The following is a 13189-nucleotide window of genomic DNA, read 5'->3' as shown; positions in this document are numbered from 1 at the left end:
AAGCTGCACGGGATTTTTCCAAAACCTTAAAAAGCTTGTCTTCATAGCGAAACCTATTTAAAAAACTACCTCACAGAAATTGATGGGCGTTCCCAACGCGCTGAACTTCTGCTCATATTCTGTCTGCACCGGATTATCATATTCCGAATGATGCAGGTCGTAGCTCAGCGCTACGATTTCCAAGCCAAATTCCTTAAATTCCTCTACGGAAAAGTCAAACAGCCCGCGGTTATCCGTTTTAAAACGCAGATGCCCGCCCTTGCCCAAAAGCTGCCGGTACTTCGCTAAAAAGCTGCGATGAGTCAGGCGGCGTTTAGCGTGGCGCGCCTTAGGCCAAGGGTCGCTGAAATTCAGATACAGCTCCTTAATTTCGCCTGACTCAAACCAATCCAGCAAATTTTCGGCGTTGGCACAGATAATGCGCACATTATCCAGCTTATTATCCTTAGCAGCCTTAGCCGGGTAATAAGCGATATCATGCTGCGTTTCAATGCCGATAAAAGCTTTATCAGGATACAGCTGCGCCATGCCAATGGTAAAACGGCCCTTGCCGCAGCCAATTTCCAAACACAAACGCTTGCCGGGAAAAATTTCCTGCCAATGCCCTTTAAACTTATCGATATCGTGCATAAAGACATACTCGCCCTGCACATCCTTCATTGCTTCTTCAATCCAGGGTTTCTTTCTCAAACGCATTCAGTCTACCTCACATTAAAGTAATAAGATTGTAAAAGCTGCTCCGGCAATTGTACGGCAGCCTTTTATATTATACAACATTTTCCCAATCTTGTATTCCTCTTCTTCAGATATTCGCAAAACTTCGTCACGCAGTTTCGGCGAAATTATTTTAATAATTATAATTTTCAGAATTTTGCTTGCAATTTATTCTGCCTTCGGTTATAATCATCTCAGCGACTTATCGCAGCTGCAAGTCCTATCATTATTTGTACAGGAGTGAATCATATGGTTATTATTGGCAAAGTAAAATGGTTTGATCCCCGCAAAGGGTTCGGATTTATTGAACGCGGTAAAGGACCCGACGTATTTGTGCATTTTTCGGCCATTCAAAAGCAAGGATATCGTTCGCTGCATGACGGTCAGCATGTCTGCTATCAAATAACCCGCGGCAAGCACGGGTTAATGGCAATTAACGTAACGCCGTTAAGCTTTATCCGCCTTTGATACGTCTTGCCGTAATGAGTAGTACAATATTTTAAATTATAAGACAGCTTGCTCAAGCAGAGTACACTGCTTTCCGCAGCTTTAATTAAAAAAACTACACAAAATCGCCGTATTGTCTTGCAAGTTTGTAAAATTTATGTTAAATTTAAGTAAGAGAAACCTGCAAAATAAACTGTCCTCTTAAAGCAGTTTATTTTACAGTATTGCAAGACGGCCGGCACCACCCACAGCCGGTACACTCAAGGAGGTTTTATTCATGTTAAAAAAGACCAGTATCTGGGCAATGCTGCTCGTAGTACTCGTAACCATGCTGATGGCTGGCTGCGGCGGTGGCGGCGGCGAAAAGAAAGCGGCTGCTCCTGAGGGCACGCAAAAGCTTATCATCTACACCTCGATGAAGGAATCCCTCATTAAAGGTATCGTTGAAGGCTTCAAAAAGAAAAACCCCAACATCGACGTTGACTATCAATCCGCAGGCGCAGGCAAGCTGATGGCTAAAATCGCCGCAGAACGTCAAAGCGGCAAGATTCTGGCTGACGTTATCTGGACCAGCGAGGTTCCCGACTTCTACAAAATGAAGCAGGAAGGCATTCTGGCTACCTACAAGAGCCCCGTTTTCAAAGAAATCGTTAACCCCTTCGACGATTACGACGGCTCCTTCCACGCTGCTCGTCTGGGCACCCTGGGTATCATTATCAACACCGATAAAATCAAAACTGCTCCGACCCAATGGGCCGACTTGAAAAAGCCTGAATACAAGAACGGCTTCGCAGTTGCTAACCCCGCTCTTTCCGGTACCGCTTACATGTCCATCGCTCTGCTGCAAAAGCAATTCGGTCCCGACTTCTTTAAGGATCTGAAGGCTAACGGCGCTCGCGTAGGCAAAGGCTCCGGTCAGGTTATCGACGATACCGCTTCCGGCGAATTGGCTGCATCTTTGGCAGTAGACTACATTACCAACGCTAAGATCGCTAAAGGCGCGCATATCCAAATGTGCTATCCGCCTGAACTTCTGGTAGTTCCTTCTCCGGTTGCTATTTTCAAGGATTCCACCAAGATGGAAGCAGCGCAAAAATTTGTTGATTACCTGCTGGGTCAGGAAGCTCAACAGCTGGTTGCTAACCAAGGCACCATCCCCGTTCGTGAAGATGTAAAAATCGATCCTAAATACCAGCTGCCTTCTCCTAAAGCCGCTCTGGAAAAAGGTATTAAAGTAAATTACCATGAGATCATCGACAGCAAAGAAAAGATCGTTAAAGACTTCACCGAACTGATGCAAGTTAAAAAATAATCTGTTATTGTAATTATTGCTTTAACAGCGATCATTTATCTAAGCTTTAACTCAATGGCAGAACGGGCTTTCCCGTTCTGCCGTTTTTGTAATTTATTATTGGCACCGTAAACTTCTGCATTGCGCAAAATTTTCGGGAGGTTATTTGACTTATGGAAAACATTATTACGGTTGAAGGCGTATGCAAAAGCTACGCTGCACACCAGGTACACAACAACCTTAACCTCGAAGTCAAGCGGGGCGAGTGCTTTACCCTGCTGGGGCCGTCCGGCTGCGGCAAAACCGTACTCATCCGCATGATCGCAGGGCACGATGTTCCCGACGAGGGCAGGATCTGCATCGACAACACCGTTGTCAGCGACAATGCTACCGGCGAATATATTCCGCCGGAACGCCGCGGCCTGGGCATCGTTTTTCAGGACTATGCCGTTTGGCCCCACATGACTGTTTTTGAAAATATCGCTTATCCCTTAAAAATGGAAAAGCGCCCCAAAGACGAAATTAACGAGCTGGTTATGAAAATGATCGACATCGTGGGCATGAAGGGTCTGGACAAGCGCCTGCCCTCCGAGCTGAGCGGCGGCCAGCAGCAACGCGTGGCCCTGGCCCGCGCGTTAGTAGCAGACCCGTCCGTAATGCTGCTGGACGAGCCTCTTTCCAACCTGGACGCCAACCTGCGCGAAGAAATGCGTTTTGAAATCAAGGCGCTGCAAAAACGCTTCGGCATCACCGTTATGTTCGTAACTCACGACCAAGAGGTAGCTCTGGCAATTTCCGACCGCATGGCGATTATGGATACCAAAGGCAATATCCGTCAGATTGGCACGCCCTACGAAATTTTCGAGCAGCCTGTCGACCTCTTCGTCTTTAAATTTATGGGCATCGCCAACTTCCTGCACGTTACCCAAAAGGGCGGCGATTATCTCGTAGGCAGCGGCAGTCAGCCCATCCCCTGGGAGAAACCGCAGGGCGGCGCTGCCAGCTGGGTAGCAGGCTTCCGTCCCTCCGACGTAGATATTCACCGCGAAGGCCCCGGCTTGAAGGGCATCATCCGTCGCGCCAACTTCCTTGGCGCTACCATGGACTACATGATCGAAATCGACGGCGAAACCCTGCGCACGGAACTGGAAACCCACACCGCTATCAATAATAATTTAATGTTTAAAGAAGGCGAAGAATGCTACATTACCTTTAAGGCACTGCATTGGTTCGACGCCGAACAGCTCAAGGAGGTGGAGGAATAATGGCTAAAAATACCATCAAAAAGGACAGCGGCTTTGGTATTGCCCAGCTGATTCTGTTCATTTCCATCGCAATACTGGTCATCTTCGTAGCCTGGCCCGTACTCTTGATTTTATTCAACGCCTTCTTCATCGACGGCAAATTCAACAGTCTGGACTTCTACAATGTCCTGACCGAACCCGAAACCTTCCAGGCGCTGATCAACTCTCTGATTATCGCCAGCATGACCACCATCGGCAGTACTATTGTCGGCACCTTCTTTGCCTGGCTGGTAACTCGTACCGACCTGCCGTATAAAACCTTTATGAAGAGCCTTTTCCTGGTACCTTTTATGCTGCCCTCCTTCATCGGCGCATTAGCCTGGAAAATGCTGCTGTCGCCTCATTCCGGCTATATCAACAAATGGTTTATGGCTACCTTCAACACCGCCGAGCCGCTTTTTGATATTTACACCTATCATGGCATCAGCTGCGTAGAGGTTATGTACCTGTTCCCCTTCGTATTCATTCAGGTATGCGGCGCTTTGGAGCGTATGGACCCCACGCTGGAAGAATCCGCGCGTATTTCCGGCGCCGGCCTTTTCACCATCACCCGCAAGATAACCATTCCTTTGGTTATGCCTTCCATTATGTCCGGCGCGCTGCTGATTATGCTGTACTCCATGGCTCATTTCGGCACTGTAGCCGTATTGGGTATCGAGCAGGGTATTTATAATATCCCGACGCTGATTTACGAAAAAATTCACCAAAGCGCAGGCAGCTTTGAATCCATCCGTACCGGTACCGTACTGGCCACCGTACTTATCGTATCCGCTGCCGCCATCATCTGGGCGCAGCAAAAGATTCTCAGCAAGGGCCACTATCAGATCATCGGCGGCAAAAGCTTCCGTCCTATGGAGCTCAAGCTGCGCGGCCTGCGTTACCCGCTGCTGTTCTTCTGCCTGGCGTACATCGCCTTTACCATTCTGCTGCCCACGGTCATCATCTTTATGGTCGGCGGCGTAGAAACCTACGGTCTGCCCTTGACCTGGGAAAACCTGTCCCTGGACAACTACAAATACATTCTCTTTGAATATGACGTTACCCGCGACGCTATCTTCAACAGCGTTACTTTAGGTCTGGCCGCCGCTTTCATTACCATGTTCGCCGGCGTTATGATCTCCTATGTTATCGTAAAAATGAAGGTACGCGGCAAAGGCATTCTGGAATTTCTGGGCATGCTGCCGTTCTCCGTACCGGGTTCCGTTATCGCACTGGGCGTAATTCTTGCCTGGAGCGGCCAATTCGGCATCAATTTATACAACACCGTCTGGATTATTCTGGTATCTTACATCGCCCGCTACATGGCCTTCTCCTTAAAGGCTAACTCCGCCGCGCTGGAACAGGTGCATGACTCCCTGATGGAAGCATCCCGTTCCTGCGGCGCCAGCATGTGGCAATCCCTGAAGGATATCGTTATCCCATTGGTACGTCCCGGCATGATCAGCGCCTTCTTCCTGATCTTCCTGCCGGCTCTGCGCGAGCTGACAGTATCCATCATGCTGTACGCTCCTACTACCAGAACTATCGGCGTAGCTATCTACACCCTGAATGAAGACGGCGAGACAGTAATGTCCACCGCGCTTGCAGGTATCGCCCTGATTCTCATTGTTTTGGGTCAAATGCTCATCAATCATCTTACCAAGAAAGCGAGTGAGTAATCGTCATGTCATATATCCGTTTAATCAATGTTACGAAAAAATTTGGCGACGTTACCGCTGTCGATAATCTGAATATCGAAATCGGTAAGGGTGAATGCTTTTCCATGCTGGGTCCCTCCGGCTGCGGCAAAACCACCACGCTGCGCATGGTAGCAGGCTTTGAGGATTTGTCCGACGGCGAGGTATGGGTAGGCGACCGCCTGCTTTCCTCCCCCAAAAAGCGTCACTATACGCCGCCTGAAAACCGCAACTTCGGCATGGTGTTCCAGGCCTTCGCCGTATGGCCCCACATGAGCGTTTATGAAAACGTGGCCTTCCCCCTGCGCCTGCGCAAGCTGCCCAACGCAGAAATCGAGCAGCGCACCAAGGACGCGCTGACAGCCACCAACCTGCTCAAATCGGCCAACGACAGCCCCGCAGACCTTTCCGGCGGCGGCAAGCAGCGCGTAGCTCTGGCCCGTGCGCTGGCTATTAACCCGGACGTAATGCTGCTGGACGAACCCCTGTCCTCCCTAGACCCGCACTTGCGCGAGGAAATGCGCTTTGAAATCAAGGACTTACAGCGCAAATACGGCTTCTCCATTATTTACGTAACCCATGACCAGTCCGAAGCTATGGCGCTGTCCGACCGTATTCTGGTTATGAAGCTGGGCGTAATGCAGCAAATCGATACGCCGCTGAACGTCTACAATAATCCGACCAATAAATTTGTTTTCAGCTTTATCGGCGTATCCAGCTTCACCGACGTACACTGGCAGGACGGCAAAGCCTTCATTCAAGGCTCTGACCATGCGCTGCCCTCCGGCCTCATCGTGCCCGACCGCATGAAGGGCGAGGAAACCTTCAACCTTGCCAGCCGTCCGACGGAAATCCGCTTTACCAACGCAAGCGACCCCAACGGCGTGCGTGGTCAGGTAATGCGCAAGGCCTTTCTGGGCGAAATTGTCGACTATCTCATCAAGATCGGCGATCAGGAGGTTCGCGTGCAAATCGGCCGCCGCGACCCCGGCCCCGAAGTAGACGAGGTCTGCTACCTGCACTTCCTGCGTCCCTTCTGGTACAAGGTCAACGAATAAGCCTCTTAAATAAGCAAAAGCCCTGAACGCTAAGTGGTGTGACCCCCAGCAAGCTTTTACTGTGCAAAAATTTTCACTCTCTCTAGCTTGCCCCTGTTTTAGTTTCGGGTACCAAGCGCAACAATAATAAAGCGTTAAAGCAAGTAAACCTCGCTAACGCGCCTAAACAAAAAGCTGTCGGAACTCTATCCTGTGGATAAAGCTCTGACAGCTTATTTGCTTCTCTATAAAACTACATCAGTCTTGAAGGATTGATTTGTTCGCCATAGCGAATTACTTCAAAATGCAGATGCGGGCCGGTGCTGTAGCCGCTGCTGCCCACATAGCCGATAATCTCGCCCTTCTGCACATACTGCCCCGCGCTGACCTCGATGCTGCTCATGTGTCCATAGGCGGTCACATAACCAAAATCATGGCTCAAGCGCACGTAGCGGCCATAACCGCCGTACCAGCCTGCCTGCTGCACATAACCGGCTGCGCTGGCATAAACCGGCGCGCCGTAGTCGATAGCGATATCAATACCGGGATGCCAGTCCCTGCTATAACCGTCGAAAGGATTAGCGCGGCCGCCGAAGGCCGAGGAAATATAACCGCCGCTGGTAGGCCACACGCTGGGCGTCATTTCCCGGCGATAATTTTCGTTTTCCAAAGCGCTGATAAGATTCTCTAAATCGGCCTTTTTAGCGTTGGCTTCGTTATGAATATTCTTTTCCTGCTCCAGCATGTAGCCCATGGGGCTGCTGTCGCCCAGCGTAGGGCCGCCCTTACCGGCATAAGCGGAAATATCGCTCTTAGGCGGCAGCTGCGCGCCGTTCTTTTCCATTTCCTGGCGCACTTTATCTTCCAGCTTTGACAAATATGCCAGCTGCTTTTGATTATTTTCCGCCATCTTCTGCAGCTCCTGAATAGTTTTTTCCTGAGCCTGTTTAGTTGCCTTATATTCCGCCAGTTCCTGCTTCTGCGCTTCGTTTTGAATAGCAAAATGCGCCAACACGCCGATAGTCACGGAAACCGTTACCAAGAAAGCGGCTATGCCGGTCACAGCATATTTCAAATGGCTTTTTTTAACGTGAGTTTTCGCGATATGCTGTCCGTCCGCCGGAATCAGCCAAAAGGTAAAGTGCTGATTGCAGCGCCACATTCTTTTCCACATTCTGTATTTATTCTGGACGCGCTCGATTACGCTTACGGCATAACCTTTCGCAACGGCAGCCGCGCTTTGGGCGCAGGCTTTAGCCATAGCCGCGCACTTTTGCGCGTAGGCTTTAGCAACTGCGGCTTTACTTTGCGCATACGCTTTTACTTCGCTTAGTAAAACTTCGGCGCGACTTTTTATTTTAAACGCCGCTATACAAGCCTGCATCTTGGCTTGCGCTTTCGCCCTATGGGCGCGCGTCTTAACAAGCGCCGCAATTTTTTCAGCGCTGGCAACAGCTTTACCTTCCGTCTCTTTAACGCATTCCCGCGTTGTACAGCGCGCTGCAACGCCGGCTTGCACCGCGCGCTTTTTGCCGTCAGCCAGCATAAGGCTCAGCTTTTCTAAAACCGCTTGCCAACAAAACTCTGCTTTAGCGGCGACGATGCCCGCGTACTGCTTTAACTTATCGTTAAACATATTCGTAGTTGAAATAACCCATCGTTCCAGCTGCTCTAACATTTCCGCACTCCTCGTATCTTAATAATTATATTTTACTTTGCTCTAAGTCACGTCCAGCGTTTAATACCAGCAATAACGTTATTATTATAATACGTTTCGACTTATTAGTCAAAAATTTTATGCGGCGACGGCAACAAAACAGCTTATTATATTTTTTAAAAAAATTTACAAACATTATATCGAACGCTTGCAAGCAAAAACCGCAGGGCAAAAATCCCTGCGGCTTTTTATTTCGACGCTTTATTTTGTTTTCGGGCCTAAGCCGTATTTTTTCAGATACCGGTACAAGGTGACGCGGCTGACGTCCAGCATATTAGCCAGCTTGCTGATATTGCCGCCGGCAGATTTCCAGGCGGCGATAAAAGCTTCTTTATCATATTTCCAAGAGCGCTCCATGGTCTTATCGCCGGGCAGCTTAATGTTTTCCGCTTCGATAATACTGCCGGGAGTATGGAAGAAAGCCTGCTCGATGACGCCCTGCAGCTGCTTGATATTGCCGGGCCAGCTGCAGCTCAGCAGCAAAGAAACGGCCTCCGGCGACAAACGCTTCTGCGGCAGATTATGCTGCGCCGACATTTCCACCAGAATATGACCGGCGATAACCTCGATATCCTTGCCGCGCTCGCGCAGCGGCGGCACGCGCATGGTAGTATCCAGCACCAGCTCGTACAGCTTGCGGGAGAACAAGCCCTTATCAGCCAAACGCTTGAGATTGGAATCGCAGGCGGCAATCACGCGCACGTCAAAGACGCGGGGCTTCTCCCCCTTTTTCTTAGGCGGCAAACCGTGGGTCAGCGCCTCCGCCAGCTTATCGCCCATTTCCAGGGGCAGCTTCTCTACCTCGTCCAGGAACAGCGTGCCGCCCATGGCCAGCTCCAGCTTGCCTGCCGACTGCTGGTCACCGTCGCTGCTGCCGAAAAATTCCACTTCCAGCTCTTCCAGCGGCGCGTTATGGCATTTCACAGCGATCAACGGCGCAGCGGCGCGGGGGCTGGCCTGATGAATGCCGTGAGCCAGACGCTGCTTGCCCGTGCCCGGCTCGCCCTGCAATAAAATATTGTGGTCGGTGCGGGCCACGCGGCTGGCCTTATGCTGCAAGGCCAAAAATTCCGCAGTCTCGCCCACCATGCTGTACAAACTGTAGCGGCTGCTGTAGCCCGTAGCGTGAGCGATAGTGGTCTTCAAATCCTCGATGGACATGGACAGCACCAGCGCGCTTTCCACCTCGCTGCCCACCTTAATAGGCATAACCGTGGTGATGTCCTCGTAAGTTCTGTCCTGCGTAATCCAGGTAATTTCCCGGCGCTGGGTAGCCACGCCTTTCAGCGCCTTTTTAATGGGGATATGCTCGTAATTCAGGAAAACGTCTTCCAAATGCTCATGCCCGTCCAAGCGCTTCTGACCGTTTTTATTGCAATATTTAACGCTGCCGTCCTTGCCCAGCCAATACACCGTTACCGGCAGCTGCTCCATCATAATCTGGTTGATGGTCCAGGATTCCAGCATCGCCAGATGCTGCTCGATGGAATATTTCATGGTCAGCAGCAGGCTCAAAAGCAAATCGTAGGGCAGATCGTTCTGATCCAGCGAAAAGAAGGAAATGATGTAGCGTATCTTACCGTTAACGCAGATAGGTGCGCTGCAGGCGTCGCCGGAATGGCTGTCCTTAATCCACATTTCCGGCCCGAACATCAGAAAGGGCACGTTATGCTCGCGGGCCACACTGATGCTAGAGGTGCCCACATCCTCCTCCAGGACGCGCATCCCCTGAATGTCTTCGATAATGCGCTGGAAGAAGGGCATAGCGTAATTTTTAATAACGTAGCCGTTTTCGTCGATCAGCAGCATACTCAGATTATGAATATTGAAATGCTGCTTGCTCTGCTCGTACAGGCCGTCCACATATTTCACAATAAACTCGTGCGTCTTTTGATGCTCGGCAATTTCCTCGCGGCTCAGCTTGTTGATCTTGGGCATCGTCTCGTGAGGCAGGCGCATAGCGCGGCAGCGCTGCCAGCTTTCTGCAACCCAGGGATGCACGTTGGGATCGACAATCCCCTCGTCCATAAACTTCTTATAGTACGAAGCGAGCTTTTCCTTATTACGTCTTTCGCGAATCATAAAAAATCCTCCCCCATCTGCTTACAGCAGTCAATTTTTTACCCTTATACTTCGCCGTTGCTTACCAAAACCCGGCGTGCTCCATAATAACGCGTCTTCCAATAGCTATCCTGCAAAGAGCAAAGCATTACTCCCTTGGACGAGGTGGCGCTCCAGAACTGGTTCTTCCCGGCGTAAATGCCCACATGGGACGCTCCCGCCGCGTAGGTTGTGAAGAACACCAGATCTCCCGGCCGCAGCTGCTTCTGCGTCACAAAAACGCCCTGCAGCACCTGCTCGTCCGCCGCTCGCGGCAGGCCGGCGCGGCAGTTTTTAAATACATACTGCACATAGCCGGAACAATCGAAGCCTTTAGCAGTCACGCCGCCGAATTTATAAGGCACGCCCTTATATTTCGCAGCCTGCTTGACTATTTCCGAGCCCTTGACGTTAGTTATCCCTTCCTTGGCAAAGGCCTCCCAGGTCAGCTTGCGATAAGTTTTATCGTCCAACGCGCCGCTGGCCTTCAGCTTGTGCTGCTGCTGAAATTTTTTCAGCGCCGTCTTGGTAGCGTCGGTCATGCGTCCCGAAGGCTTTTCCTCAGACAGCCCCAGGGCCTGCAGCTTTTGCTGCGCTACCTTCACGCGCCAGTCGCTTTGCTGCGCACTGCTCTTAACCGCAGGCGTCTGTTTGGCAGTTTTCTTTTTGGCCTCCGCCGACAACGGCAGCCAGCAAATCAGCGCCAGCAGCGTCAGCAGGGCAGTCAGCCTTTTGCCCATCCTCATCACCTTTTTCAGCTTGCTTAGTATTCCGTATTATTGTAAACGTCCCAGCTTTTCAGCTTGCTTAAATGCTCCACGCTTACCTCTACCTGCCGCAGCAGGCGCTGCTTATCTCTGGGCAGCGTACCCGCCAGCTGCACGTAATTAGAAACGTGGTTGCTGCGGAACAGGCAGTGCTTATCAGCAGGCAGGTCGATATGCTCCAGCATTAAATGCAGCTCCTGCATCAGGCCTGCCGGGGACAAGGGATTGAACTGCCCCGCCTCGAACTGCTCCAACAGCTCGCTGCCGCGGTACAACATCAGGCACAAAGCGCTTAAATGCGTGGGCTGAATAATATTGATGGCCTCAGCCGTTGCCAAAGCGTGACGGGCGCTGCCCTCCACGCCTGCCAGGCCCAGGATTACCATCAGCGACAGCTTCATGCCGCTGGCAGTAACGCGGCGACCCGCCTCGATGGCCTCCTCGGCATTTACGCCCTTATTCACAGCCTTCAGCGTTACGTCGTCGCCCGTTTCCATGCCGTAGTACAAAAGCTGCAGGCCCGCTTCCTTGAGCTGGCGCAGCTCCTCCTCGCTCTTGCGCAGAATATCCTTAGGCGCGGCATAGCTGGCCACGCGCTGCAATTTAGGGAACCGCTCCCGCAGAACCTGCAAAATTTTCAGCAGCTTAGCCGTAGGCAGCACCAAAGCGTCGCCGTCCGCCAAAAAGACGCGGCGCACCTTGTCCTTGCCATAATAAGCGGCCAAGGCTATCTGCCGTGATATTTCCTCATCCTTTAATATTTGAAAGGGCACGCCGCGGTACATATTGCAATAGGTGCATTTATTGTGGGCGCAGCCCCTGGTAACGCGCAAAATAAAACTACTTGCCTCGCTGGGAGGTCTGAATACTGGTGTATCATAAGAATCGAAAAACATATTTACCTCGCTTGAATAAAAATTTTCACGACCTATACGGCGCCAGTAATTAGATCGCACAGGCCGCGACGAATGAAAGCGTAGCGTCGCAGCGCCTGTATATAATGTTAAGTATAGTACACTTTTAATTATATTATACCCGATTTTCGCCAATTTGTAATGCCCAACTGAAAACTTTTTGTTACTTTTTATACAAAGATTTTGTGAAGCACGGCAAGAATGTAAAATGTACGCCACGCTTTCAGACGCACAGTAAAAATTCACACACAAGATAAATTTTTAGGATATAATGGATAATGTAGAAATATTATATGAAAGCGAAGATAAATCCCCATGCGTTACTGCAAACTTTTCCTGACGCTACTGCTTACAGCCTTATTGCTAAGCGGCTGCAGCAACAGCGGACAAAGCAAAAAAATCGGCAGCGCCCCGCTGTCCATCCCCTCCTATGAGGTCAAATCACCCGCCTCCGGCCAGATTATCGGCCTGATTACCGAAAAGGGCGAACGCATCAGTAAAGGCCAGCCCCTGTTCGCCATCAGCGACCCACAGCTGGACGCTCAGGTTAAGCAGCTGGCGGAGCAAACCGCCAAAGCCGCCGCCGAATTAAACCGTTTGGAGCAAAGCTCAGTCAACGCTGCTCCTCCGGGCAATCTGGCCTCAGCGCAGGCTAAACTGGCCGAAGCGCAGCAAAAAGCCGCTAAAATGAACAGCTTGCTGGCGCAGGGAGCCGTATCGCGGCAGCAGGCGCAGGCCGCCCAAGCCGAGCTGCAGCAGGCCAGCGCCAGCTTTCAAGCCGCCAGCCAGGCGGCAGTAAGCAGCCAACCGGCTTCGCCCCAAGCCATCGCCGCGCAGCAAAAGCTGCTGGAGCAGCTCAAGCGGCAGCAGGCTCAGGCCACAGCCAGGCAGCAGGCCAACGAAGCAAGCAGTCCCTGTACGGGCATAGTCACTCAATTGCAAGCCGCCAATAACGACTCTGTTCGCCAAGGCGAAGCTATTTTAGAGCTAACGGCTGTCGAAAGCTGCCAAATCAGCTTTGATGTCAGCGCTGCCGAAGCTAAAGCGCTGACCGTTGGTCAAAAGGTTACGCTGAAAGCAGCCGGCGCCTCCTTCGGCGGCAGCATCAGCGCAATCAACGGCAGCAACGTAACCGTAATATCGGATAATAAACCGGCAGACTTGCCGGCCGGAACAGCGACGGATATTTATTTAGCCAACTGAAACAGAAAATGAGGAGATA

At 51.1% G+C, this 13189-nt stretch carries 11 protein-coding genes; 6 read left to right on the top strand and 5 right to left on the bottom strand.

Annotated features, from left to right (window positions below):
• Window positions 1–57: 57 nt before the first annotated feature.
• Complete coding sequence (gene trmB / locus Q4E64_RS01035; RefSeq protein WP_303165803.1) at window positions 58–696, bottom strand: tRNA (guanosine(46)-N7)-methyltransferase TrmB; 639 nt, start codon at window positions 694–696, stop codon at window positions 58–60.
• Window positions 697–963: 267 nt separating this feature from the next.
• On the opposite strand from trmB, the gene Q4E64_RS01030 reads away from it, so the two are divergent.
• From Q4E64_RS01030 to Q4E64_RS01010, 5 genes are all read left to right on the top strand, one after another.
• The gene (locus Q4E64_RS01030; protein ID WP_303165802.1) at window positions 964–1182 is read left to right on the top strand and encodes a cold-shock protein; all 219 of its coding nucleotides are present in this window, start codon (window positions 964–966) and stop codon (window positions 1180–1182) included.
• Between the two features lie 256 nt (window positions 1183–1438).
• A complete protein-coding gene (locus tag Q4E64_RS01025; RefSeq protein WP_303165801.1) occupies window positions 1439–2473 on the top strand; it encodes an ABC transporter substrate-binding protein in 1035 nt (344 codons plus the stop codon).
• 152 nt (window positions 2474–2625) lie between these two features.
• On the top strand, window positions 2626–3717 hold the full coding sequence (locus Q4E64_RS01020; RefSeq protein WP_303165800.1) for an ABC transporter ATP-binding protein: 1092 nt from the start codon (window positions 2626–2628) through the stop codon (window positions 3715–3717).
• The gene (locus Q4E64_RS01015) at window positions 3717–5414 is read left to right on the top strand and encodes an iron ABC transporter permease (protein WP_303165799.1); all 1698 of its coding nucleotides are present in this window, start codon (window positions 3717–3719) and stop codon (window positions 5412–5414) included. The genes Q4E64_RS01020 and Q4E64_RS01015 overlap by 1 nt, the downstream gene beginning before the upstream one ends.
• 5 nt (window positions 5415–5419) lie before the next feature.
• Window positions 5420–6490 (top strand): ABC transporter ATP-binding protein, encoded by a 1071-nt coding sequence (locus tag Q4E64_RS01010; protein WP_303165798.1) that lies wholly within the window; start codon window positions 5420–5422, stop codon window positions 6488–6490.
• Window positions 6491–6722: 232 nt separating this feature from the next.
• On the opposite strand, the gene Q4E64_RS01005 is transcribed toward Q4E64_RS01010, so the two are convergent.
• The 4 genes from Q4E64_RS01005 to Q4E64_RS00990 form a co-directional block, all read right to left on the bottom strand.
• The gene (locus Q4E64_RS01005) at window positions 6723–8147 is read right to left on the bottom strand and encodes a M23 family metallopeptidase (protein WP_303165797.1); all 1425 of its coding nucleotides are present in this window, start codon (window positions 8145–8147) and stop codon (window positions 6723–6725) included.
• A gap of 240 nt (window positions 8148–8387) precedes the next feature.
• The gene (locus tag Q4E64_RS01000; RefSeq protein ID WP_303165796.1) at window positions 8388–10268 is read right to left on the bottom strand and encodes a sigma-54-dependent Fis family transcriptional regulator; all 1881 of its coding nucleotides are present in this window, start codon (window positions 10266–10268) and stop codon (window positions 8388–8390) included.
• 44 nt (window positions 10269–10312) lie between these two features.
• The gene (locus tag Q4E64_RS00995) at window positions 10313–11026 is read right to left on the bottom strand and encodes a C40 family peptidase (protein WP_303165795.1); all 714 of its coding nucleotides are present in this window, start codon (window positions 11024–11026) and stop codon (window positions 10313–10315) included.
• A gap of 23 nt (window positions 11027–11049) precedes the next feature.
• On the bottom strand, window positions 11050–11949 hold the full coding sequence (locus Q4E64_RS00990) for a radical SAM protein (RefSeq protein WP_303165794.1): 900 nt from the start codon (window positions 11947–11949) through the stop codon (window positions 11050–11052).
• Between the two features lie 333 nt (window positions 11950–12282).
• Here Q4E64_RS00990 and Q4E64_RS00985 point away from each other — a divergent pair, with 333 nt between their 5' ends.
• Window positions 12283–13170, top strand: a complete 888-nt coding sequence (locus Q4E64_RS00985) for an HlyD family secretion protein (RefSeq protein ID WP_303165793.1) — start codon at window positions 12283–12285, stop codon at window positions 13168–13170.
• Window positions 13171–13189 lie beyond the last annotated feature (19 nt).

It is taken from the genome of Phascolarctobacterium sp., assembly GCF_030531065.1.
Taxonomy (GTDB): domain Bacteria; phylum Bacillota; class Negativicutes; order Acidaminococcales; family Acidaminococcaceae; genus Phascolarctobacterium_A.
Note: the sequence above shows the minus strand (reverse complement) of the source record. Positions and strands in the feature narration are given on the sequence as shown.

Coding starts and splice junctions, on each gene's coding strand:
- Q4E64_RS01005 (WP_303165797.1), bottom strand. CDS start 8,147: ATGTTAGAGCAGCTGGAACGATGGGTTATTTCAACTACGAATATGTTT.
- Q4E64_RS01020 (WP_303165800.1), top strand. CDS start 2,626: ATGGAAAACATTATTACGGTTGAAGGCGTATGCAAAAGCTACGCTGCA.
- Q4E64_RS01025 (WP_303165801.1), top strand. CDS start 1,439: ATGTTAAAAAAGACCAGTATCTGGGCAATGCTGCTCGTAGTACTCGTA.
- Q4E64_RS01000 (WP_303165796.1), bottom strand. CDS start 10,268: ATGATTCGCGAAAGACGTAATAAGGAAAAGCTCGCTTCGTACTATAAG.
- Q4E64_RS00990 (WP_303165794.1), bottom strand. CDS start 11,949: ATGTTTTTCGATTCTTATGATACACCAGTATTCAGACCTCCCAGCGAG.
- Q4E64_RS00995 (WP_303165795.1), bottom strand. CDS start 11,026: ATGGGCAAAAGGCTGACTGCCCTGCTGACGCTGCTGGCGCTGATTTGC.
- trmB (WP_303165803.1), bottom strand. CDS start 696: ATGCGTTTGAGAAAGAAACCCTGGATTGAAGAAGCAATGAAGGATGTG.
- Q4E64_RS01030 (WP_303165802.1), top strand. CDS start 964: ATGGTTATTATTGGCAAAGTAAAATGGTTTGATCCCCGCAAAGGGTTC.
- Q4E64_RS01010 (WP_303165798.1), top strand. CDS start 5,420: ATGTCATATATCCGTTTAATCAATGTTACGAAAAAATTTGGCGACGTT.
- Q4E64_RS01015 (WP_303165799.1), top strand. CDS start 3,717: ATGGCTAAAAATACCATCAAAAAGGACAGCGGCTTTGGTATTGCCCAG.
- Q4E64_RS00985 (WP_303165793.1), top strand. CDS start 12,283: ATGCGTTACTGCAAACTTTTCCTGACGCTACTGCTTACAGCCTTATTG.